At 67.3% G+C, this 22,498-nt stretch carries 16 protein-coding genes, 2 tRNA genes and 3 rRNA genes; 7 read left to right on the top strand and 14 right to left on the bottom strand.

The annotated features are described in order from the left end of the window. Window positions 1-42: 42 nt before the first annotated feature. Genes pgeF through ACLII4_RS03495 form a run of 3 tightly spaced genes read right to left on the bottom strand, consistent with a single transcriptional unit; the run spans window position 43 to window position 2,996 of the window. Window positions 43-732, bottom strand: a complete 690-nt coding sequence (gene pgeF / locus ACLII4_RS03505; protein WP_412069509.1) for a peptidoglycan editing factor PgeF — start codon at window positions 730-732, stop codon at window positions 43-45. Beyond that, window positions 729-1,583 carry a shikimate dehydrogenase gene (locus ACLII4_RS03500; RefSeq protein ID WP_412069508.1) on the bottom strand — a complete coding sequence of 285 codons (855 nt, stop codon included), beginning with the start codon at window positions 1,581-1,583 and terminating at the stop codon, window positions 729-731. The genes pgeF and ACLII4_RS03500 overlap by 4 nt, the downstream gene beginning before the upstream one ends. Continuing rightward, a complete protein-coding gene (locus ACLII4_RS03495) occupies window positions 1,584-2,996 on the bottom strand; it encodes a tetratricopeptide repeat protein (RefSeq protein ID WP_412069507.1) in 1,413 nt (470 codons plus the stop codon). 196 nt (window positions 2,997-3,192) lie between these two features. Between ACLII4_RS03495 and tmk the strand changes: the two genes are divergently transcribed. Beyond that, window positions 3,193-3,801, top strand: coding sequence for a dTMP kinase (gene tmk / locus ACLII4_RS03490; protein WP_412069506.1), 609 nt, complete (start codon window positions 3,193-3,195; stop codon window positions 3,799-3,801). Window positions 3,802-3,906: 105 nt separating this feature from the next. Here the strand turns inward: tmk and rrf are convergent. From rrf to ACLII4_RS03465, 5 genes are all read right to left on the bottom strand, one after another. Then, window positions 3,907-4,017, bottom strand: a 5S ribosomal RNA gene (rrf, locus tag ACLII4_RS03485). Window positions 4,018-4,148: 131 nt separating this feature from the next. Then, a 23S ribosomal RNA gene (locus ACLII4_RS03480) occupies window positions 4,149-7,069 on the bottom strand. 219 nt (window positions 7,070-7,288) lie between these two features. Continuing rightward, window positions 7,289-7,361, bottom strand: a tRNA-Ala gene (locus ACLII4_RS03475). Between the two features lie 32 nt (window positions 7,362-7,393). After that, window positions 7,394-7,467: transfer RNA gene (locus ACLII4_RS03470), tRNA-Ile, on the bottom strand. A gap of 246 nt (window positions 7,468-7,713) precedes the next feature. Further along, a 16S ribosomal RNA gene (locus ACLII4_RS03465) occupies window positions 7,714-9,245 on the bottom strand. Together the 16S, 23S and 5S rRNA genes with 2 tRNA genes alongside form the textbook arrangement of a ribosomal RNA operon. A 685-nt stretch (window positions 9,246-9,930) precedes the next feature. Here ACLII4_RS03465 and ACLII4_RS03460 point away from each other — a divergent pair. Beyond that, window positions 9,931-10,707, top strand: a complete 777-nt coding sequence (locus ACLII4_RS03460) for a PASTA domain-containing protein (protein ID WP_412069505.1) — start codon at window positions 9,931-9,933, stop codon at window positions 10,705-10,707. 179 nt (window positions 10,708-10,886) lie between these two features. Here ACLII4_RS03460 and pyrR read toward each other — a convergent pair whose 3' ends face one another. From pyrR to accC, 4 genes are all read right to left on the bottom strand, one after another. Next, window positions 10,887-11,393 (bottom strand): bifunctional pyr operon transcriptional regulator/uracil phosphoribosyltransferase PyrR, encoded by a 507-nt coding sequence (pyrR, locus tag ACLII4_RS03455; RefSeq protein ID WP_412069504.1) that lies wholly within the window; start codon window positions 11,391-11,393, stop codon window positions 10,887-10,889. Then, window positions 11,386-12,195, bottom strand: coding sequence for a PhzF family phenazine biosynthesis protein (locus ACLII4_RS03450; RefSeq protein WP_412069503.1), 810 nt, complete (start codon window positions 12,193-12,195; stop codon window positions 11,386-11,388). The genes pyrR and ACLII4_RS03450 overlap by 8 nt, the downstream gene beginning before the upstream one ends. Window positions 12,196-12,360: 165 nt before the next feature. Next, window positions 12,361-12,837: a Fur family transcriptional regulator gene (locus tag ACLII4_RS03445; RefSeq protein ID WP_412069502.1), complete on the bottom strand. Its 477-nt coding sequence runs from the start codon at window positions 12,835-12,837 to the stop codon at window positions 12,361-12,363. Between the two features lie 21 nt (window positions 12,838-12,858). Then, window positions 12,859-14,361, bottom strand: a complete 1,503-nt coding sequence (gene accC / locus ACLII4_RS03440; RefSeq protein ID WP_412069501.1) for an acetyl-CoA carboxylase biotin carboxylase subunit — start codon at window positions 14,359-14,361, stop codon at window positions 12,859-12,861. A 102-nt stretch (window positions 14,362-14,463) separates the two neighbouring features. Between accC and ACLII4_RS03435 the strand changes: the two genes are divergently transcribed. The 3 genes from ACLII4_RS03435 to ACLII4_RS03425 all read left to right on the top strand — a co-directional run bounded on the left by ACLII4_RS03435 (window position 14,464) and on the right by ACLII4_RS03425 (window position 17,248). After that, window positions 14,464-15,300, top strand: coding sequence for a DnaJ C-terminal domain-containing protein (locus tag ACLII4_RS03435; RefSeq protein ID WP_412069500.1), 837 nt, complete (start codon window positions 14,464-14,466; stop codon window positions 15,298-15,300). A 560-nt stretch (window positions 15,301-15,860) separates the two neighbouring features. Continuing rightward, the gene (locus ACLII4_RS03430) at window positions 15,861-16,835 is read left to right on the top strand and encodes a 1-acyl-sn-glycerol-3-phosphate acyltransferase (RefSeq protein ID WP_412069499.1); all 975 of its coding nucleotides are present in this window, start codon (window positions 15,861-15,863) and stop codon (window positions 16,833-16,835) included. Between the two features lie 38 nt (window positions 16,836-16,873). Continuing rightward, window positions 16,874-17,248, top strand: coding sequence for a hypothetical protein (locus ACLII4_RS03425; RefSeq protein ID WP_412069498.1), 375 nt, complete (start codon window positions 16,874-16,876; stop codon window positions 17,246-17,248). A gap of 286 nt (window positions 17,249-17,534) precedes the next feature. Here the strand turns inward: ACLII4_RS03425 and trxB are convergent, their stop codons facing one another. Beyond that, window positions 17,535-18,578 carry a thioredoxin-disulfide reductase gene (gene trxB, locus ACLII4_RS03420; RefSeq protein WP_412069497.1) on the bottom strand — a complete coding sequence of 348 codons (1,044 nt, stop codon included), beginning with the start codon at window positions 18,576-18,578 and terminating at the stop codon, window positions 17,535-17,537. A 109-nt stretch (window positions 18,579-18,687) separates the two neighbouring features. Beyond that, a complete protein-coding gene (trxA, locus tag ACLII4_RS03415) occupies window positions 18,688-19,020 on the bottom strand; it encodes a thioredoxin (RefSeq protein WP_412069496.1) in 333 nt (110 codons plus the stop codon). A 204-nt stretch (window positions 19,021-19,224) separates the two neighbouring features. Here trxA and ACLII4_RS03410 point away from each other — a divergent pair, with 204 nt between their 5' ends. Next, window positions 19,225-21,273, top strand: a complete 2,049-nt coding sequence (locus ACLII4_RS03410; RefSeq protein ID WP_412069495.1) for an ATP-binding protein — start codon at window positions 19,225-19,227, stop codon at window positions 21,271-21,273. Window positions 21,274-21,281: 8 nt separating this feature from the next. Beyond that, entirely contained in the window at window positions 21,282-22,484 is a 1,203-nt protein-coding gene (locus tag ACLII4_RS03405) for a sensor histidine kinase (RefSeq protein ID WP_412069494.1), read from the top strand. Window positions 22,485-22,498 lie beyond the last annotated feature (14 nt).

The raw sequence follows: 22,498 nt of genomic DNA, 5'->3' as shown, positions 1-22,498 counted from the left end.
GTCGGTCAGCTATTCGTTGACCGCGAAGATACACGGCCCGGCTCAGCCGCCCGTCCGCAGCCCGACGAACCCCAGCATCCGCCCCGGCGTGCCGTTCTCGGCCCGATACGAGAAGAACCGATCGCCATCGCGGACCGTGCAGCCGCCCGCGGTCTCGATGTCGCCGACGCCCGCCGACGCCAGTTGGCGGCCCAGCTCGGCCTTGAGGTCGACGTGCGGACGCGGCCACTCGGGGCGCCGCGCGACGACGGCGTCGCGGAACGCGGCGGCCACCTCCTCACCGACCTCAAACGCCTCGGTCGAGATGCACGGGCCGAGGTACGCGCGCATCCGGGCGGGCGCTGCGCCCAGCGCGGCCATCGCCGCGATCGTCTCGCCGAGGACTCCAGCAACCGTCCCGCGCCACCCGCTGTGACACGCGCCGACCACGCCCGCCTCCGCGTCCGCCAGCAGCACGAGCGCGCAGTCGGCGGCGACGACGCTGAGAACGAGCCCCGGCGTCGCCGTCACGAGGCCATCGTGCGCTGGGACGTGCCCCGGCCCGTCGACGACTGCGACCGCTTTGCCATGGACCTGCCCGGCGGAGGCGACGGGCAGCCCGGTGACCTCCGCCAGGCGCGCGCGCGCGGCGTCCTGTCCGGCCTCGGCGGGCGAGAAGTCTCGGGTCGTGAACCCGGCGACCAGGCGAGGGTCGGCCGCAAGACTGGGGCGCAAGATGGACCCGTCGGTCATTGGTCGAGGGCAGCGAGCGCGGCGCGGCACGCGGTGTCGAGAGGGAAGTCGCGGCCGGTCCACTGTCGGTACGAGGCGGCGGCCTGGCCGAGCAGCATGGGGAGCCCGCCGATGGTCGTCCCGCCAGCGGCTTGCGCCGCCGCGAGCAGCGGCGTCACCGCCGGTCGGTACACCAAGTCGTAGACGATCTGCCCGGCGTGCAGCGCACTCGCGTCGACCGGCATCCGCTCCCCCCCCATCCCCAGCGGCGTCGCGTTGACGACGAGCGTGGCGTCGCGGATCGCAGCAGTGTCGTCGAGCCCCGTCACCGCGACGGGCCCGACGGCCCGGAGGTCCGCCGCCAGCGCCTCGCCCTGCTCGCGCCGCCGAGCGGCGATGGTCACGCGGGCGCCCAGCTCCGCCAGCGCCGCATACACGACCGCTCGCGCCGCGCCCCCGGCGCCGAGCACGACGACCGACGCTCCCGCCAGCCGCTGGCGATGCGCGTCGAGAGGCGTCAAGAAGCCCGCCACATCCGTGTTGTCCGCCCGCCAGCCGGCCTCGGTGCGGACGAGCGTGTTCGCCGCGCCGAGCGCCCGAGCCGTCGGCGTCGCCTCACCAGCCAGCGCGAGCGCAGTCTGCTTGTGAGGGATCGTCACGTTCGCGCCGAGCGCTCCCAGCGCCGCCAGCCCCTCGACCGCCGACGCCAGCCGCCCGGCCTCGACGGCGCACGCGAGGTATACGGCGTCGATACCCTGCGCTTGAAACGCGGCGTTGTGGATCGTGGGCGACAGCGAATGTCCGACGGGGTCGCCCAGCAGGACGGCAAGCCGGGTCCGGGCTGTGATCGCTCCGTCGCGGGCCGAGGCCACCTAGCCCCGGTCGTCGCCGCGTGAGACGCCGGTCGAGCGGGCGTCGCCGCCCATCAGGTCGGGGTACGTCCGGCGGATCTCGTCGGCCCGCGACGGGTCCAGCTCGGCGGCGCGGCGGAACGAGCGGATCGCGCTCTCGCGCTGGCCGATCGACGCGAGCGCCCACGCTTGCCGCAGGTGCGCCTCGGACGAATCGGGGTCGAGCCGGACGACCTGGGAGAAGGCGTCGAGGGCTTCGTCACGCAAGCCAGCTTCCATCCGCGTCTCCGCCAGGTCAAGCCAGGCGTCTTTGTTGGACGGGTCGAGGCGGACGACGTGCGTGTACGCACGCAGCGCCTCGCTCAGGCGACCGGCGTTGTACTCGGTGTCGGCGCGGGCATGCCAATACTCGCTTTCCTCCGGCGCCAGCGCGATCGCGCGGGCAAAGGCGACGAGCGCCTCGTTGTACAGGCTCTGGCCGTCGAGCGCGCAGCCCATGCCGTACCACGCGTCCGCGTACTCGGCGTCATCAGCGACGGCGCGGCGGAAGTACTCGACGGCCGTCGGGTAGTCACCGAGATCGTCGTAGGCCAAGCCGAGGTTGTAGAACGTGGCCGCGTCGCCGTCCTCGTGCTCAAGCACCTTGAGGTAGCTGTCGGCCGCGCCCTGCGCGTCGCCGGCGCCCGCCAGCGCGTTGCCTCGGTTGTACCACGCGGACGTGAACCCGTCGTCGATGGCGACGGCGAAGTCGTAGCTGGCGACGGCGTCGTCGGTGCGGCCCAGCCGGTTCAGGACGATTCCCCGGTTGTACCACGCGTTCTGCGCGTACGGGTCGACGTCGATCTGGCGGTCGTAGGCGGATACGCTGTCGTCGAGCCGGTCGAGCTGGTCGTAGCAGAAGCCGAGCTCGTACCAGACTTCCGGGTGATCGGGGTCGACCTCGGCACAGGTCTCCAGCGCGGACGCGGCCTCGTCGAAGAGGTCCAGCTTCTCCAGCGCGATGGCCTTGTTGAACAGGGCATCCGCCGCGAGTGGGTCGAACATCAGCGCCCGGTCGAAGTCCTCGACCGCCTCTTCAGCTCGGCCCAAGGTGTCGAGCGTGATCCCTCGGTTGACGAGTGTCTCGGCATCGACGGGGTTGAGCGCCAGTGCCTCGTCGTAGGCTTCGAGTGCCTCGTCCTGGCGGTCCAGGTGGTTCAACAGCACGCCCCGGCGCATCCACGGGTCCGAGGAGCCAGGGGTACGCTCGATCTGGACGTCGACGACGGCCAGCGCCTCATCCATCCGGCCCGTCTCGAAGTACGTCGTGGCGATGTACTCGAGGTCGTCGGTGTCGAAGAAGCCAGGACCGCCCTCATGCAGGTGGGCTTCGTACGCCTCGATGAGGTCGTCCGACCGGTCGTCGCCGAAGTCGTCGAACTCGAAATCGAACATTCGGGGTCGAGCGCGAGGCTCTTGTCAAGTGGGGGACCCGCGGCCCGAAGTCCCGCCGCGCGTACGCTAGTATAGTCGGCCTCAGGGGGCAAAGCAATGAACGTCGGCAGGCCGCGCGCCGTCTTTGTCGCCCTCTTACGACACCCTCACCGGATGTTCCTTCGGCCTCTCTCTGGCTTCAGCAACCCACATCTCCATGTTTTTCAGCTTCGAAGGAATCGACGGCTCCGGCAAGAGCACTCAGGCCAGGCTGCTCGCGGATGCTCTCCGCGAGCGTGGATACGATGTGGTCGAGGTGCGAGAGCCCGGGGGGACCGACCTGGGCGAACGGATTCGCGCACTGCTCCTCGACCCTGAGGCCGAGATCGGTGGTCGGGCCGAGCTCCTGCTCTTTTCCGCTGCCCGCGCGCAGCTCGTCGCCGATGTCATCCAGCCAGCGATCGCTCGCGGCGCAGTTGTCGTAGCCGACCGGTTTCACGACTCGGCGACGGCCTACCAAGGCGCAGGGCGAGGCCTCGCGGACCGCAGCTGGTTAGATGCACTACACCAGTTTGCGACGGTCGATACGCTCCCTGGTCGGACATACTTCGTAGACGTGGCGCTGGAGACGGCTGCCACCCGACGAGAGAATCGCGTTCACGACCGTATGGAACAGGGCGGGGACAGCTACTTCGAGCGTATTCGCGACGCCTACCGAGAGATCGTGGCGGCGGAACCTGAGAGGGTATGCCATCTCGATGGTCATGCCTCAATAGAGGATCTCCATACCACTGTATTGGCAGATGCGCTTCATCACCTAGGCTGAACGGACTCATCTGCCCGACGGGGCGGAGCCAAGACAAACATCGCCGACCGCCGACACGCCCAAAAAAAGAGCCCCGCCACTCAACGAGTGACGGGGCTCAAAAGAACTTGGCGACGACCTACTCTCCCACCTAAAGGCAGTACCATCGGCGCAGCGGGGCTTAACGGCTCTGTTCGGAATGGGAAGAGGTGGAGCCCCCGCGCTATAGTCACCAAGAAATCAGCGACATGTGGATAGCCGTAGCAAAATTGTATCAGGCGGCCTGGGCGAACCCAAGCCTCTCATTCAAACAACCATCGAGCGTCTTGAACGTCTCCTCACGATACGTACACACGTATGAGGTGGAGTGCTTCAAGCTCACATAGGTAATTAGTACACCTCGGCTGAACACATTGCTGTGCGTACACCTAGTGCCTATCGACGTCCTAATCTCGAACGACCTATAAGGGAGAACTCATCTTGTGGTGGGCTTCGTGCTTAGATGCTTTCAGCGCTTATCCCTTCCCGACGTAGCTACCCAGCAATGCAACTGGCGTCACAACTGGTACACTAGAGGTCAGTCCGTCTCGGTCCTCTCGTACTAAAGACAGCTCCACTCAATTCTCCAACGCCCGCAGCAGATAGGGACCGAACTGTCTCACGACGTTCTGAACCCAGCTCGCGTACCGCTTTAATGGGCGAACAGCCCAACCCTTGGGACCTTCTTCAGCCCCAGGATGCGATGAGCCGACATCGAGGTGCCAAACCTCCCCGTCGATGTGAACTCTTGGGGGAGATAAGCCTGTTATCCCCGGCGTACCTTTTATCCTTTGAGCGACGGCCCATCCATGAGGAACCGCCGGATCACTAAACCCTACTTTCGTACCTGCTCGACCTGTATGTCTCGCAGTCAAGCGCCCTTGTGCTTTTACACTCTACGCACGATTACCGACCGTGCTGAGGGCACCTTTGGGAGCCTCCGTTACATTTTGGGAGGCGACCGCCCCAGTCAAACTACCCACCTAACACTGTTCCCCGACCGGATTACGGCCGTAGGTTAGGCATCGACCAAAACGAGGGCGGTATTTCAAGGGTGGCTCCAGGACGCCTAGCGACGCCCCTTCAAAGCCTCCCGCCTATCCTACACACGTTTTGGCCAATGTCAATGCTAAGCTGTAGTAAAGGTGCACGGGGTCTTTCCGTCCCGCTGCGGGTACCCGGCGTCTTCACCGGGACCACAATTTCACCGAGCGCGCGGTTGAGACAGTGCCCAACTCGTTGCACCATTCGTGCAGGTCGGAACTTACCCGACAAGGAATTTCGCTACCTTAGGACCGTTATAGTTACGGCCGCCGTTTACTGGGGCTTCGGTCGAGGGCTTCGCCACAAGGGCTAACTCCCTTCCTTAACCTTCCAGCACCGGGCAGGTGTCACTCCCTATACGTCGTCTTGCGACTTGGCAGAGAGCTGTGTTTTTGCTAAACAGTCGGTTGGGCCTTTTCACTGCGGCCACCCAGAGGGTGGCGTCCCTTCTTGCGAACGTAGGGGACTAATTTGCCTAGTTCCTTAACCGCGCATCACTCGAGCGCCTGAGGATACTCTCCTCGCCTACCTGTGTTGGTTTACGGTACGGGCACCCTAATCAACGTACGACGCTTTTCTCGGCAGTGTGCTCGGGGTCACTATGGGTTCACCTTGCGGATCCCCCTACTCTCGTATTTCAGCCATAATGGAGCAGCGGATTTGCCTACCGCTCCAGCCTACGTACTTCAACGACCCATTCCGTCGGGTCGCGGACCTTACGCTACTGCGTCACGCCTTACGTTAACGATTTCGGGTGGTACGGGAATATTTAACCCGTTTGCCATCGCCTACGCCTTTCGGCCTCGGCTTAGGTCCCGACTAACCCTGTTCCGATTAACGTTGAACAGGAACCCTTAGGCTTACGGCGGACAGGTTACTCTCCTGTCTTATCGTTACTCATTCCTACATTTTCTCTTCCATCCGCTCCACCACCCCTCACAGGACGGCTTCAGCGCTGATGGAATGCTCCCCTACCACTCTACGTAGTAGAATCCGAAGCTTCGGCGCCATGCTTGATGCCCGATACATTTTCGATGCCGGACCGCTCGACTAGTGAGCTATTACGCACTCTTTAAATGAATGGCTGCTTCTAAGCCAACATCCTAGTTGTCTAAGCAGTCCGACCTCCTTTGGTCAACTTAGCATGGACTTGGGGGCCTTAGCTGTCGATCTGGGTTGTTTCCCTCTCGGACACGGATCTTATCACCCGCGCCCTCACTGCCTCTGAACATGTGTCCGGCATTCGGAGTTTGTCTGGAGTTGGTACCCGGTGAAGGGCCCGCGTCCAATCAGTGCTCTACCTCCGGCACACTTTAGAGAGACGCTGTACCTAAATACATTTCGGGGAGTACGAGCTATTTCCAAGTTTGATAGGCCTTTCACCCCTACCCACAGCTCATCGGAGCCTTTTTCAACAGACACCCGTTCGGTCCTCCACGCGGTCTTACCCGCGCTTCAACCTGGCCATGGGTAGCTCACCTGGTTTCGCGTCTACCTCCACTGACTATACGCCCTATTCAGACTCGCTTTCGCTTCGGCTTCGGTGCTGAACACCTTAACCTTGCCAGTGAAGAGTAACTCGTAGGATCATTATGCAAAAGGCACGCCGTCACCCGACAAGCGGGCTCCGACTGGTTGTAAGCACACGGTTTCAGGTACTATTTCACTCGCCTACTAGGCGTTCTTTTCACCTTTCCCTCACGGTACTAGTGCACTATCGGTCACAAGAGAGTACTTAGCCTTACCAGATGGTGCTGGCAGATTCCCACAAGATTTCTCCGGTCCCGTGGTACTCAGGAACACTGCGACGCCGCTCGAAATACGCCTACGGGATTATCACCCTCTGTGATGTGGCTTTCCAGACCACTTCGACTTCTTCTAACGGATCGCCGTATGCAGGTCCTACAACCCCGGCAGCACCGAAATGCTGCCGGTTTGGGCTAATCCCCGTTCGCTCGCCACTACTTAGGGAGTCACTATTGTTTTCTCTTCCTCCGGGTACTTAGATGTTTCAGTTCCCCGGGTTAGCCCCTACACCCTATGTTTTCAGATGCAGGTAACAGGCCTTCAGCCTGCTGGGTTTTCCCATTCGGAAATCGTCGGATCGCAGGGTATTTGCCCCTCCCCGACGCTTATCGCAGCTTATCACGTCCTTCATCGCCTTCTTGTGCCAAGGCATCCACCGTGTGCTCTTAGTCGCTTGATGCGACCTCATATGAGTCTACGTACGATCTGGAGATGCTCCAGAGCGCTCGATGATCTTTCTCAGCGAGACGAGCCAACTTCCCGAAGGAGGTCGACTCGACCTAATACAATTTTGCTACGGCTATCAACATGTCAAGGAACCGTCCGGGTCTCGAAAGACCCAGTCTGCCGCCCTGACCCGAAGGTCGTGACCCCATTGAGGGAGTCGGGCGTCAGGAAGTGGAGCCAGAGGGAATCGAACCCCCGACATCCTGCTTGCAAAGCAGGCGCTCTACCAACTGAGCTATGGCCCCGATAAGCGTGACTGGCGACGGATCGCCAGCGGTGGGACTGGGAGGAGTTGAACCTCCGACCTCACGCTTATCAGGCGTGCGCTCTAACCACCTGAGCTACAGTCCCGCGTCACACCATCGGCGTGGGCTGGACGGTCGCTCCGGTGGGAGCGGACCAACAACGGTCTAAAAGAACAGAGGCCGAGACCTCGTGGACGGCGAACCGTCCGGGAGACGAACATAGCGAGGCCCGAGAGCCGTCACTGTGAAACGCCGCCGAATGCCCTATGGCACCGGATTGAGAGAGAGAAGCATAGCGAGCCCATGTCGACCGCCAGCGCGAGGCTGCGGCTAGAGGAGCTGTCGAGCTCTATTGAGAGGTAATCCAGCCGCACCTTCCGGTACGGCTACCTTGTTACGACTTAGCCCCAGTCACTGAGTTCACCTTCGGCCGCTCCCTCCCTAAGGTTGGGTCACGGACTTCGGGCGCCCTCAACTTCCATGGCTTGACGGGCGGTGTGTACAAGGCCCGGGAACGTATTCACCGCGTCATTGCTGATACGCGATTACTAGCGATTCCAGCTTCACGGAGTCGAGTTGCAGACTCCGATCCGAACTGAGACCGGCTTTGTGGATTCGCTCCTCCTCGCGGAGTGGCTGCCCATTGTACCGGCCATTGTAGCACGTGTGAAGCCCCAGGCGTAAGGGCCATGATGACTTGACGTCGTCCCCACCTTCCTCACTGCTTGCGCAGGCAGTCTCGTTAGAGTCCCCGGCTTAACCCGCTGGTAACTAACGATAGGGGTTGCGTTCGTTGCGGGACTTAACCCAACATCTCACGACACGAACTGACGACAGCCATGCAGCACCTCGCTACCAGTCCGAAGAAGGGCCCCTTTCAGGGCCTGTCCGGTAGCGTTCGAGCCTGGGTAAGGTTCTTCGCGTTGCATCGAATTAATCCACATGCTCCACCGCTTGTGCGGGCCCCCGTCAATTCCTTTGAGTTTCAACCTTGCGATCGTACTCCCCAGGTGGGATGCTTAACGCGTTAGCTTGGACACTGCACCTGAAGCGGTGCAACATCGAGCATCCATCGTTTACGGCGTGGACTACCAGGGTATCTAATCCTGTTTGCTCCCCACGCTTTCGTGCCTGAGCGTCAGTACCCGTCCAGCTATCTGCCTACGCATTAGGTGTTCCTCGTGATATTTACGCATTTCACCGCTACACCACGAATTCCGATAGCCTCTCCGGGACTCAAGACGTGCAGTATCAAGGGCAGTTCACCGGTTAGGCCGGTGGCTTTCACCCCTGACTTACACGCCCGCCTGCGCACCCTTTACACCCAGTGATTCCGGACAACGCTTGGACCCTCCGTATTACCGCGGCTGCTGGCACGGAGTTAGCCGGTCCTTATTCGTACGGTACCGTCAGACCTCCCAGAAGGAGGTGTTCTTCCCGTATAAAAGCAGTTTACGCCCCTGAGGGGTGTCTTCCTGCACGCGGCGTGGCTGCGTCAGAGTTTCCTCCATTGCGCAATATTCCTCACTGCTGCCTCCCGTAGGAGTCTGGCCCGTGTCTCAGTGCCAGTGTGGCGGATCATCCTCTCAGACCCGCTACGGATCGTCGCCTTGGTGGGCCGTTACCTCACCAACTAGCTAATCCGACGCAGGCTCATCCCCAGGTGGCCGAAGCCTTTGATCGGTCGTCCATGCGGACATCCGACGTTATGTGGTATTAGCCACGGTTTCCCGTGGTTATTCCCCGCCTGAGGGCAGATTGCCTACGCGTTACTCACCCGTGCGCCACTTTACTCAGGACCCGAAGGTCCCTTTCTCGTTCGACTTGCATGTGTTAAGCCCGCCGCCAGCGTTCGTCCTGAGCCAGGATCAAACTCTCCGTAGTAGAAGAATCTGATCTCCTGCTTGGTCCGAAGACCATATCAGGGATCGAGTGATCTTTCGATCAGTCCGAAGACTGACACGAGAGATCGAGTTGCGATATCCTCTCGGACATCGCCTGCTGTTGAGCTTTTGTGCGGACCTCCGAAGAGGTCCTGTTTTGACTTGTCTCGTCTGCCCGCTGACCGCTGGCAAGGCCAGTGATCGAGCGGCCGACGAGGGCTCGCTATGCTTCCAATCTCTCAAGGAACGGTGCCGATGGATGCGGCGCTGGCGAACCAGCTTTGCTTCCGAGGCGTCCTGCCAAACTACGGACTCCGTAGCCGGGCGTCAAGCGCTTCGTTTTCTCTTCTCTTGCGATCCGAGCGCCGAACGAGTCGGCGAGTGCGAAGCCCCAGCCCCCGTTTCGAGGGGAGCCCATGGTACGGGTGCGATCGGGCCTGAAGCAAGTCGCTCGGTCGGGTTCACAAACCCTTCGTTGCGGTGCGCATCAGCAGTCGATCGCGGTCCATCATCCGGTATAGAACGAGGCAGCGGAGTGAGTCGCGAACGACGCCGTCCCTGCTGCGGATGCCCATGATACAGGCCGATCCCAGGGGTGTCCATGCACACGCGAAGGAGACGACGTGAGGCGGGCGTGAGGCTGAACGGGGTCGCTGCCCGGCTATCTTTCGGCCCGCGCGATCGCCGTGCGGCTTAACTCCCTGTACCACATGGCACGCCCCGACTCGAAGGGTCTCCGCGCGACGCTGACCGACCGCGCCTTCTGGCTTGGCCTCGGCGCGATCGTCGCTGGCCTCGTCGCTTTCGCTCTCCTGTTCAACCTAGCCGTGATGCCGATCTGGACTCGGCACGACGCGGCCGTCACTGTCCCCGACGTTCGCGAGTTGGCGCCGGGCGATGCCCAGAACACCCTCCTGCTGGCGGGGCTCGACTGGGAGGAGCAGCTCCAGCCGTTCAACCCCAACGTAGCGGCTGACGTGGTGGTGGACCAGAGCCCGGCCGCAGGGACGATGGTGAAGCCGGGACGTCGCATCTACTACTACGTCAACGAGAGCCCCAAGCAGCTGGCGGTCGTTCCCTCTGTCGTGTCCCTTTCGGAAGGAAAGGCTCGCGAGGACATCGGCGACCGAGGCCTCGTCGTCGAGCGCGTCGAGACGGACTCGGTGCGGACACCGTACGAGAACACGGTCACCCGGCAGTCGCCTGAGGCCCAGAGCCGTGTGCCTGTCGGGACCCGGGTGACGCTATGGATCAGCCCGGGCATCGACACCCGCCGCGAGGTGACGGTGCCGGACCTGGTGGGGATGGACGTGCCGGAGGCACGGGCCGCGATCCGCGACGCCGAGCTCTGGGTCGACTCGCCCCGGGCCGACAGCGGGCGGGTCCGCCGTCAGGAGCCGAGGCCGGGCGGACAGCTCAACCCGGGCCAGGAGATCCGCATCTACACAGGCAGCGACGGCTAGCGGAGGCGGCACTCCGCAAGCCGCGCACCTCTTGTATAGGGGACCCGTGTGGACGGCCTCGACGTGGGCAAGCTCAGCGGCCCTCGTCGGCCTGGCGTGGTCTCCCCTCCGTCTGGAATGTTACCGGCTGGGACCAGCGGAGCGAGGGGAAGCGGGCACGATGCCCTCGCTCCGCCCCCTCACTCTTCCAGATACACCGCTGGCACGTCTGGATCGACCACGACGCGTTCGGCGTGCTTCGTCGGCACCACGCGTCCCACGAAATCAGGGTGGACGGGCACCTCGCGGTGGCCCCGATCCACCAGCACCGCCAGCCGGATCGTGCGGGGGCGGCCGTACTGCAAGACGGCGTCCAGCGCTGCCCGCGCCGTGCGGCCGGTGAAGAGCACGTCGTCGACGAGCAGCACGTCGCGGCCCTCGGCGTCGGGTGCGTCGGGGTTTGGCGGGGCGATGGCTCCGTCGCGGTCGTCGCGGAAGCCAGAGATGCTCAGCGCGTGCCTCTCGACGGACTGGCCGGAGGCCTCCTCGAGTGCGTCCGCGAGCCGCCCCGCCAGCGCCGCGCCGCGTGTCTTGAGCCCGAACACGAGTAGCCCCTCGGCGCCCCGGTTCCGCTCGATCACCTCGTAGGCCAGCCGCGTCACGGTCCGGCGGACGCGCTCGGGCGTCATCAGCGTGGTCTTAGGCATGAGGCTCGGCGGCGGGCGCCAACTCAGCGCGGTACACGGTCAACGCCTGGCCCGTCAGCTCCACCCGATCGCCCTCTACACGGACGCCGACCGCCCCACCCCGGCTCGAGACCTGGACACACGCCAGCGTGTCGGTCCCCAGCAGGTCGGCCCAGTACGGGCCGAGGGCGCAGTGCGCGGAGCCCGTCACCGGGTCCTCGGCGATGCCCGAGCCGGGCGCAAAAAATCGCGAGACCACGGCGTACTCCGCTCCCTCATCGGCTTGCGCCGTAACGATCACGCCCCGGACGCCGAGCTCGAGCATCGCATCGATATCAGGGGCGAGGTCGCGGACGGCGGCCTCCGAGTCGAGCACGACGAACGCGTCGAACCGTGTGCGGCCGGTCCAGACCGGCGTGGCACCGAGCGCGTCGGCGATCCCGGCGAGCGGGCCCGCTTCGGGCGGCGTCGCGGGAAAGTCCATCACATAGCGCCCCTCGCCAACCGCGCGTACCGTCAGCCGTCCGCTCCTGGTGTCGAACCGTGCCTCGGCGTCGGGTACCAGCCGGCCGGACTCAAACAGGACGTGGGCGCTCGCGAGCGTCGCGTGCCCACACAGGTTGACTTCGACCTCGGGCGTCAGCCAGCGGAGGCCGTACGCACCGTCGGCGCCCGGCGTAAGGAAGGCGGTTTCGGACAGGTTCATCTCGACCGCCAAGTCCCGCATCCAAGCGGCGGGCGCGGGCGCATCGAGCACGACGACGGCGGCTGGGTTGCCCGCGAACGGGCGGTCGGCAAAGGCGTCGACGACAGTGACGGTCATGGGTGGGAGGGTGGCGACGGCCTTAGGGTAACGCCGCCCGTCCCGCTCCGGCCCGCCTCGCCGTGTTGGCGCGCGCATCCTGTCCGCCCGCTCCTCGCCCCAACGGGCGCCCTACCACGCTCCATCTCCAGCACTGTCCGCAGACGCGGAGTCGGACTCCACGACCTACGCCGCCTGCTCAACGGATTGGTTCGGGCACGCGTCGCGGCGGCAGTGGCCGTAGACGGTCAGCGCGTGCCGGGCGACCTCGAAGCCATAAATGCCGGCGACCGTCTCCTGAATCTCCTGTAGGCGCGGGTCGCAGAACTCCAAGATCTCACCACAGTCGAGGCAGATCAGGTGGTCGTGCTGCCAGTATGCGTAGGCACGCTCAAACTTGGCCTGCTGCTTGCCGAACTGGTGCCGCACCGCGAGGTCGCACTCGATGAGCAGGTCGAGCGTGTTGTAGACCGTCGCCCGGCTCACGCTCACATCGTCGGCCTGGAGACGCGCGAACAAGGTGTCGGCGTCGATGTGGTCCGGTGTCGCGTAGAGCGCGTCGAGCACGGCGAGGCGCTCGGGGGTCCGGCGCTGGCCGCGCTCCTTGAGGAAGCCCAGGAACCGCTGGCGGACTTCGTCGAGTTGGGTCGTGGTCAGAGACATGAGGGCGGGGTGCGGGGGCGATCAGCCGGCGGGGTGCCGGCGCCGGGCCCATCGGCTTCCGTCGACCGCTGGCGGCGCCGCGCCGTTCCCGGCCGTCGGGGCCGCGTCCAAGCGGGCGAGCCCGGCGGCGACGAGCGCCAGCCGCTCCGCGTGGGGGGGGGGCGCCAGGGCGGACGGCTCGAAGTGCTCGCCGACGAAGCCCGTGTCGAAGTGCCCCGACTGAAAGGCAGGGTGGCGCATGACGAACCGGCAGAACGGGATGGTCGTCCGGATCCCTGCCACGTCGTATTCACCGAGCGCCCGGTCCATGCGGCGGATGGCCTCGTCGCGGGTGCGGCCCCAGGTGCAGAGCTTGGCCACCATCGGGTCGTAGTGGACGGGCACCTCGTCGCCCTCCTCGACGCCTGTATCCACGCGGACGCCGGGTCCGGACGGCGGCCGGTGTCGGAGGAGCGGACCCGGCGCGGGCAGGAAGCCCGCCGGCACGTCCTCGGCGTAAACGCGGCACTCGACGGCGTGGCCCCAGATCTGGAGGTCGGCCTGACCGTAGCCCAGCGGCTCGCCCTCGGCGATCCGCAACTGCTCCGCGACCAAGTCGACACCCGTAATAAGCTCCGTCACCGGGTGCTCCACCTGCAGTCGCGTGTTCATCTCAAGGAAGTAGAACGCGCCATCCGAGTCGAGCAGGAACTCGACGGTCCCGGCGCCGACGTAGTCGCACGCCCGCGCCGCCTGCACGGCGGCCTCGCCCATCGCCGCGCGCGTTTCCGGGGTGAGCACCGCAGAGGGCGCCTCCTCGATCACCTTCTGGTGCCGCCGCTGGATCGAGCACTCGCGTTCGAACAGGTGAACGACCGCCCCGTGGGCGTCCGCCAGCACCTGAATTTCGACGTGACGGGGGCCCACGAGGTACTTTTCGATGTAGACGCGCCCGTCGCCAAAGGCGCTCTGCGCCTCGCTCCGGGCCCGCTCGAAGGCGCCCGCGAAGTCGGCCGCGCGCTCGACCACGCGCATCCCTTTGCCGCCGCCGCCGGCCGCCGCCTTCACCAGCACCGGGTACCCGATGCCGCCCGCCACGCGCTCCGCCTCGGCAGGGTCGTCGATGGCGTCCGGCGTGCCCGGGGCCATGGGCACGTCGGCCTCGGCCATCAGCTTGCGGGCCTCCGTCTTGTCGCCCATCGAGCGGATGGCGGCGGGCGGCGGGCCGACCCAGATCAGCCCGGCCTCGACGACAGCCGCCGCGAACTCGGCGTTCTCTGAGAGGAACCCATAGCCCGGATGGATGGCGTCGGCGCCCGTCGCCTGAGCGGCGGCCAGCACCCTCTCCCCCACGAGGTACGACTGCGACGACGCGGCGGGGCCGATGCCGACCGCCTCATCCGCCAGCCGGACGTGCAGCGCATCGGCGTCGGCGTCGGAGTAGACGGCGACGGTGGCGACGCCAAGGTCGCGGCACGTCCGCATCACGCGGACGGCGATTTCGCCTCGGTTGGCAACGAGCAGTTTGCGGATCGGACGTGTCATCGGGTCGGGTTTCGGGGGATGGCACGGTCTATGAGTACGGAGAATCCCTGACCACGTGTCGCGCGTCTCTTCATTCCACGCCGACACTGTGGGCCGCTCACCATGGCCGAAGTTACCGACTACTACGAACTGCTCGGGGTCCCGGAGACCGCCTCCCCCGAGGCGATCAAGCGGGCCTTCCGTACACGCGCTCGGGCCACGCACCCCGACCATCACCCCGGTGACCCCGAGGCGATGGAGCGGTTCAAGTCGCTCCAGAGGGCCTACGAGACCCTTTCGGACGCCAACCAGCGCGAGGCTTACGACCACACTCGCCTCGGATGGGGGGGCTTCGGCGACGCCTTCGAGTCCCACACGCACGGTGCGCCCTTCGGGGACCGCTACGATCCGCTGGTGTCGCTGTTCTTCGGCGACACCCCCCCGACCGCTGGTGTTGGGGCCGATGTCGAGGCACGTGTCAAGCTGACATTCGACCAGGCGCTGCGAGGCGGCAAGACAGAGGTGCGGTTGGCCGGCGGCGAGACGGTCCGGCTGACCGTGCCCAAGGGCGTCCGGTCCGGTCTCAAGGTGCGCGTCAAGGGCCGGGGCAAGGCGGGCCCGGACGGGCGCGGCGACCTCTACGTCACCTTCCGGGTCGACCCCGCCGGCCGGTTTCGGCGCGAGGGCGACAACCTCCACGTCGTCGAGGCCGTCTCCGCGCTCGAAGCCATTCTGGGCACGGCGCGGTCCATCACGAACGCCTACGGGCAGACGATGAAGGTCCAGATCCCGCCCGGCACGCAGCCTGGCGAGCGGCTCCGCTTGCGGGGCCAGGGCGTCGAGACGGCCACGCGACGGGGCGACCTGTTCGTGGAGGTCCAAGTGACGGTCCCGCGCCAACTCTCCGACACCCAGCGCCGCGCGCTCGGCGAGGCGGCCCGCCACATCGGGCTTCTATAAAGACTGCAGTCGTCCGTAGGCGGACCTGCCGCCATCGTCGAGGACCGTAGCGCGTTGCCCGCAGCAGATCTCGCAGCGCCCCTCCCACGCCTCGTTCAGGATCTCAGGTGGCGTGAGCCTTGCCCTGCTCTCCTGCTACGAGCGCCCCACGACTAGCGGCCTCTCCGCTTCTGCGCGGACTCAAATAGGGGACGCTCGGACGTACTCGGCCGCTTGCGAGGCTTCCAAACGATGAGGCTAGGTCGTGTGCGAGGGGAGCGGACACCCGTTGGCGGTTGACGTCACCGCCGGACAGCGAAGCGAGTCGTCCATAGAGGAGGCTGCCTGTGGACTCTTCGACACGCCTTGACACCCGACGCGACTCCTCACAGACTGGGGCAACGTCGCGAAGCGGGTTCGGGCATGGCTATGCGGTAGATGCGGGCATGCGCACTCGGCCGTCTCGTTGTAGACATGGCCGCGCTGGCGCCCAAGGGTGCCGGGCTGGCCGAACGACTGCAAGCGGCTCGCGTGTGGGGTGAGCGCGCCGGACTATCCTTGCGCATCCCCCCGCACCGCCCGTGCCGCTCCCCTTCCGCTACCGTGCCTTGCGCGGGCTCGTCCGTGCCACCACCCGCGCCTTCTTCCGCCGCGTGGACGTCGAGGGCCGCGAGCACGTGCCGGAGGACCGGGGCGGGGTGCTGGTGGCGTGGCACCCGAACGGGCTCATCGACCCGGCGCTGATCCTGGCGGCCTTTCCCCGCCACGTCGTGTTTGGGGCGCGCGAGGGGCTGCTCCGGTGGCCCATCGTGGGGTCGATGATGCAGGCGCTGGGGACGGTCCCGATCTATCGCTCGGTGGACCAGGAGGCGCTGTCGCCGGAGGAGCGGCGCGCGGCGAACCGCGCGAGCTTAGGCGCGCTCGCCGACGCCGTCGCGGGCGGGTCGTTCGCGGCGCTCTTCCCGGAGGGCACCAGCCACGACGACCCCAGCCTGGCCCCGATCCGCGCCGGGGCAGCCCGGCTGGCGCTCCAAGCACGCGAGCAGACGCCCGCTGGCGCCCTGCCTCCGGTCGTCGTCCCCGTCGGCCTCCACTACGAGGACAAGGGCACGTTCCGCACGCGCGCGCTCGTCACGTTCCACCCGCCGCTGCCGGTCGACGGCGACGCAGACGCGCTGACGACCCGGATCGAGCGCGCCCTCGTCGAGGCCGTCCGGCCCACGGAGACTTGGGCGCTTCACGCGCTGATGCACCGGGCGCGGGCACTGATCGCCGCCGAGGCCGCCGCGCGCAGAGGCGAACGGCCCACCGACTCGATGACCGTCCGCGCATTGGGCTACGCCCAGATCTGGCACGGCTACCAGGTCCGCACGCAGACGCACCCTGCCGAGATCGAGGCGCTCCGCCGCGACATCCGGGGCTACCACCGTCAACTCGAACTCCTAGACCTGGCCGACGCCGACCTCGACCGGCCACCCCGCTTCGGGTCGTTCGTGCTGGTGACCGGGGCCGTGCTCCAGGCCGTCGCGGTGACGTTGCTGCTCCCCCCCTGCTGATCATCGGCTACGCCGTCAACCTGCCGCCGTACTGGGCATTGAAAGGGCTCTCGGCACTCGTCGCCAAGGCGGGATCCGAGGCGGCGACGGTCAAGATCTTTGGGGGCGTGGTGCTCTTCCCCCTCGCGTGGACCGTGTTCGGGGTGATGGTCGCGCTGGAGGTGGCCGGGCTCGAGGCCGTGGCACCGGGGCTGGTGCCGGTCGCGGCGGGCCTGGTGGGCGCAGCGCTGGCGGCGGCCGGCGGAGGCGCGGCGCTCGTCTACGGCGAGGTCGCCGTGGGCGCGTGGCGGGCCGTCCGCGTCCGCGTGGCCCGGTGGCGCCACGCCGACCGGTTGGCGGCGCTCCGCACGGTGCGCGCCGACCTGCACGACCGATTCGTCGCGCTGGCGGACGGGCTGGAGCTGCCGGGGTAGCCCGTCACGCGCTCACAGAACGGTGGCGCCTCGTGCGCGGCTCGCCACAGGCCTGTCACGTACGTCGGTCTGCTGGCGAGCGAGAGCCGCTGGCGGGGTCTGCAAGGCGGACAACGCGGCAGGGCGCGTCAGCGGCCTCGCGTAGCCCAGACCCGGATGAACGTGACAGGCCCTAGTTGGCGCGCACGTCAAGGCCGAGCGTCTGCTCCAACGCAGGCCGCTCGGCCTCGCCCAGCATCGAGAGCACGGCCCACCATCGCCAAGGCCGGAGCGAGTTCATCGCGAGCTACGCGCCGACCGTCTCGCCGGTCTCCGACGACTCGGCAGGCGAGGCGTGGTACTCGGTCTCCGTGCGCGGCCCGTCGATCACGTCGCGCTCGGCCAGCCAGCGCTCGGCATCGATGGCGGCCATGCAGCCCGTGCCGGCGGCGGTCACGGCTTGGCGGTAGACGTGGTCTTGCGCGTCGCCGCTGACGAAGACGCCCGGCACGTCGGTGTACGTCGAGTCGGGGTGCGTCTGGACGTAGCCGGCGTCGTCCATGTCGAGCCAGCCCTGAAAAAGGTCCGTGTTGGGCTTGTGGCCGATGGCCACGAAAAAGCCCGTGACGGGCAGCTCTCGCGTCTCGCCGGTGACGGTGTCCTCCAGCGCGAGGGCCTCGACCGCGTTCTCGCCCTTGACGTCCGTCACGACGGTGTTCCAGTGGACGCGGACCTTGGGATTGCTCAGCACGCGGTCCTGCATGATCTGGCTGGCGCGCAGGCTGTCGCGGCGGTGGAGGAGGTGGACCGTACTTGCGAACCGCGTCAGGAAGAGCGCCTCCTCCATGGCCGTGTCCCCGCCGCCGACGATGGCGATCTCCTCGTTGCGGAAGAACGCGCCGTCGCACGTCGCGCAGGCGGAGACGCCGCGCCCGAGCAGCCGCTTCTCGTTCTCGAGCCCGAGGTACTTGGCGCTGGCGCCCGTCGACACGATCACGGCGTCCGCCAGCAGCGGCGTCGTCTCATCGACGACGAGCTTGTGCGGCGAGGCCGACAGGTCGACGTGGGTGACGGTCCCCCACTGGAGCTCGGCGCCAAAGCGCGTCGCCTGCTTTTGGAGGTCCTCCATCATGTCCGGGCCCATCACGCCGTCCGGGTAGCCGGGGAAGTTCTCGACGTCGGTCGTCGTGGTGAGCTGGCCGCCGGGCTCGGGGCCTTGCACCACGAGCGGCGCGAGGTTGGCGCGAGCGGCGTAGAGCGCGGCCGTCAGGCCGGCCGGGCCGGTGCCGACGATGATGACGGCGTGGCGGGCGGCGGCGTCCCAGTCGAGGCCGGGGGGGAGCGGGGTCATGGCAAGAGAGGAAGAGACGGGGGGAAAGGAAAAGAGGAGAGGAGGCGCGTCGGAGAGCACAGCGGTGCGCGGCGACCCGTCCTCCTCCCCTCCCGTCTTCTGCTCCTCGCTACGCGGCCTGCGCGGCCAGCGTGTCGAGCTTCTCCGCGAGCACCTTCTTGGGGACGACGCCGACCATCTGGTCGACGGGCCGGCCGCCCTTGAAGAAGAGGAGCGAGGGGATCGAGCGGATCCCGTACTTCATCGCCGTCTGCGGGTTGTTGTCGACGTCGAGCTTGATGATGGTGGCCTTCCCGTCGTACTCGGCCGCGAGCTCCTCGATGGTCGGGGCGATCGTGCGGCAGGGACCGCACCACGTGGCCCAGAAGTCGACGAGGACGGGCTGGTCGGTGGCGATGAGCTCGTCGAAGGTGGCATCGGTGCCGGTGACGTAGGTGGACATAGTCGGGTTGGGGGGTTGGGCGGGATGTACGGCCCGGGGTGGACCGGGTTCGTTCGGCCCTAGAGACGGGCCCGGGCACAGTGGTCTTACATCTCCAAACCTACCGCTCGTCGGCGCGCCGCAGGAGGCCTCCCGAACGGCTCTGGCGCGGGGCTATAGGCGCGCACGCCGCCCGACGATACCGACCGGGATCCCCCGTCCGCCGTGACCATCCCCTCCTCTTTCCGGCTCGCCGCGCTGATCGGCCTCGGCCTGCTGGCGCCCGCCGCCGCCGCCCAGGACGCCCCTCCGGCCCCTGACTGGACCCGCTCCATCGACGCGATCAGCACGCTCCTCGCCGACCGCGATGGGGACCTCGTGCCCGATCAGCTCGGCGCCCCGGCGCTGGTGGCCGGCCGCGTGACCGTCGGGACCGGCGTGCTCCGCTCCGACATCGCCGAGATCTACGTCCAGGACGGGACGGGTGGGCTCCGCCTGTTCTTGCCACCCGACGCGGCGCGCGTGCTCTCGGGCGACAGCGTGATGGTGTCGGGGACGCTCGGGTTCCGGGCCGGCATGGCCGAGATGGTGGCCCCCAGCATCCGGACGGTCACGGGAACCGAGGGCGACGTGTCCCCGATCCGGCTCAACGCCGTTGAGCGCGAGCGCGGCCGGCGCGGGCCCGACATTGAAGGCCACGAGGGAGAGGTCGTCGAGGTCGAGGGCCGGGTCCTCGAGATCGCCGACTCGCCCAGCGGACAGGCACTCGTGATCCTGAGTGGCACCGACCTCATCCAGGTCTTCTCATACACCGCTCGGCCTGAGCCGGTCGTGTTCGATGCCCTCCGAATCGGGGACTACGTCCGCGTGACGGGCGTGGCGTCCCAGAGCGATCCCGAGGCCCCCTTCACCGGCGGCTACGTCGTGTACCCGCTCGTTCAGGCGGATGTGCGCAAGTCCGGACTGTCGCCGACGGAATACCGCTACAGTGTGATCGGGGCCGTCGTGTTGTTGCTGGTGGCCCTGCTGTGGGCCGTCGCGCTGCGGCGGCAAGTCCGGCGCCGAAGCGAGGCGCTGCGGGCCTCGGAGGTCCGCTACGGCCACCTCTTCGACGCCGCCGCCGACCCCGTGGTGGTGCTGGACGTCAACCGAGGCGGCGAGATCGTCGAGGCGAACCGCGCGGCCCAGAAGGCCTTTGGGATCGACGTCAACGGCGACCGGGCCGACGGGCGGCCGGTGCGGCTCTCGGAGCTGGCGGCCGACGAGCAGGAGTCGGCGCTGCACCTCGCCGAGGCCGAGGCCAGGGGCGCCGCCTCGGGCACGCTGGAGTTGCTCGACGGCGACGGCACGGCGGTCCCCTACGAGATCGCGACGCGCCAGCTCCGCGACCGGAGCACGTTCGTGGCCGTCGCCCGCAACGTGACCGAGCGGCGCAACTACGAGCACGGGCTGCTGACGGCCATCTCGGCCGCCGAGGAGGCCCGCGAGCAGGCCGAGGAGGCCGCCCGCCTCAAGAGCTCCATCCTGGCCAACATGAGCCACGAGATCCGGACGCCGCTGACAGCCATCCTGGGCTTCGCCGACATCCTGCGCGAGGAGGTTCCGGAGGACCTCTACGAGTACGCCGACACCATCCACGGCGGCGGCCAGCGCCTGCTCGACACGCTCAACGACATCCTAGACTTTGCCCGCCTCGACGCCGAGCGCGCCTCGGTCCTGCCGGAGTCCATCGACGCGGCCGTCGTGGTGCGCGAGTCGGTCGGGCTGCTGGCGCCGCTGGCGCAGCGGAAGGGGCTGGGCCTGCACTTGCAGTCGTCGTCGACGTCGGTGCCCGCCGTCCACTCGGCCTCGGCGCTGGGCCGGGTCATCACGAACCTCGTCGGCAACGCGATCAAGTTCACCGAGAAGGGCGAGGTCCGGGTGTCTCTGCACGCCGCGCCGACGTTCTTCGCCATCCGCGTGCAGGACACGGGCGTCGGGATCGCCGACGCGTTCCTGCCGGAGCTCTACGAGGCGTTCAAGCAGGAGTCGGACGGCCACCGCCGCGACTTCGAGGGGACCGGCCTCGGCCTGGCCATCACCAAGCGGATCGTCGACCTGATGGGCGGCGAGATCCGGGTGTGGAGCAAGAAGGGCGAGGGGACCCTGTTCGAGGTGGCGCTGCCGATGGAGAGCCCCTCGGGCCCGGAGGCGCCCCACGTCGACGCCGCGTTCGTCGGCGACGGGGCTGGCGACGGGGCCGCGGAAACCGCCACCCTCGGCCTGCCCGCTTAGGCCGTCCCATGATCTTCTCCCTTCTCGTCGCTGCTGCCCTGGGACTCGCCGTCGGCGTCGGCGTCGCGGCGGCCGTCGCGATCGCCGTGCGTCGCCGCGAACGCGCCGCCCAGGCCCCGATCGCGGCGGCCGAAGCCGAGCGCCGGGCCTTGGTGGAGGGCGCCCCGGACGTGATCCTCGTCCACGCGCTGGACGGGACCGAGATGGAGGCCAACCGTGCCGGCCGCGTCGCTCTCGGCGTCGCCGAGGGGGCCGGGCTTGCGCTGCTCGACAGCGTGGACGTGGCCGACCGCGCCGCCGCCCGGGCACACCTCGCGGCGCTTGCCGAGGCCGGCACCGCGCAGTCCGACCTACGCATCGCCGGGCCCGGCACCGCGCCCGTCGTACTGGACGTGCTCTCGCGCGTCGTCGAAGCCGGTGGCCGGCGCCGCGTGGTCTCCGTCGGCCGCGACGTGACGGCGCGGCGCGCCGACGAGCGCCAGCTCATCGAGGCTCGCGACCACGCCGAGGAGGCCGCCCGCGTCCGCAGCCAGTTCCTGGCCAGCATGAGTCATGAGATCCGGACGCCGCTCACGTCGGTCGTCGGGTTCACCGAGATCCTGCGTGACGAGGTCGCAGAGCCCCAGCGCGGGCTCGTCGAGGCCATCGAGGCCGGCGGCCAGCGCCTGCTGGCGACGCTCGACTCCGTCCTCGACCTCGCCACGCTCGACGCGCGCGCCGAAACCCTCCGCCCTGCCCCGATCGACGTGATCGCGGCCGTCGAGACGGCCACCGAGAAAGTCCGCGCGCAGGCCGCCGCCAAGGGCATCGCGCTCGATGTGTCGGCGGCGGAGGCCACCGTCGGCGCCACGCTCGACACGGACGCGTTGGGCCGCATCCTAGCACACGTCGTCGGCAACGCGGTCCGGTTCACCGAGGCCGGCGGGGTCACCATCGAGGTCGACGCGGATGCGACGGCTGTCGCGCTGCGCGTCATCGACACTGGCATTGGGATTCCCGAGGACCAGCTGCCGGCGATCTTCGACGGCTTCGCGGAGGGCCGTGGGTTCGGGCTGGCGATCTCGCACCGACTCGTGCAACTGATGGGCGGATCGATCACGGTCGAGAGCCGCTGGCGGGCGGGCACGGCGGTGACCGTCGTGCTGCCGCGCGGCGAGGCCGTGCTGCCTGCACCCATGGAGGCGACAGCGGGGCTGGCGGTGGCGCGGTAGCTGGCGCCAGTCCA

Source organism: Rubrivirga aquatilis (assembly GCF_046845665.1).
Lineage (GTDB): Bacteria > Bacteroidota > Rhodothermia > Rhodothermales > Rubricoccaceae > Rubrivirga.
This window is presented reverse-complemented; position numbering and strand designations above follow the sequence as displayed.

Bases quoted from the DNA above. Each gene is read 5' to 3' on its own strand.
- pgeF (WP_412069509.1), bottom strand. From the start codon at position 732: ATGACCGACGGGTCCATCTTGCGCCCCAGTCTTGCGGCCGACCCTCGC.
- ACLII4_RS03495 (WP_412069507.1), bottom strand. From the start codon at position 2,996: ATGTTCGATTTCGAGTTCGACGACTTCGGCGACGACCGGTCGGACGAC.
- tmk (WP_412069506.1), top strand. From the start codon at position 3,193: ATGTTTTTCAGCTTCGAAGGAATCGACGGCTCCGGCAAGAGCACTCAG.
- pyrR (WP_412069504.1), bottom strand. From the start codon at position 11,393: ATGCCTAAGACCACGCTGATGACGCCCGAGCGCGTCCGCCGGACCGTG.
- ACLII4_RS03450 (WP_412069503.1), bottom strand. From the start codon at position 12,195: ATGACCGTCACTGTCGTCGACGCCTTTGCCGACCGCCCGTTCGCGGGC.
- ACLII4_RS03445 (WP_412069502.1), bottom strand. From the start codon at position 12,837: ATGTCTCTGACCACGACCCAACTCGACGAAGTCCGCCAGCGGTTCCTG.
- accC (WP_412069501.1), bottom strand. From the start codon at position 14,361: ATGACACGTCCGATCCGCAAACTGCTCGTTGCCAACCGAGGCGAAATC.
- ACLII4_RS03435 (WP_412069500.1), top strand. From the start codon at position 14,464: ATGGCCGAAGTTACCGACTACTACGAACTGCTCGGGGTCCCGGAGACC.
- trxB (WP_412069497.1), bottom strand. From the start codon at position 18,578: ATGACCCCGCTCCCCCCCGGCCTCGACTGGGACGCCGCCGCCCGCCAC.
- trxA (WP_412069496.1), bottom strand. From the start codon at position 19,020: ATGTCCACCTACGTCACCGGCACCGATGCCACCTTCGACGAGCTCATC.
- ACLII4_RS03405 (WP_412069494.1), top strand. From the start codon at position 21,282: ATGATCTTCTCCCTTCTCGTCGCTGCTGCCCTGGGACTCGCCGTCGGC.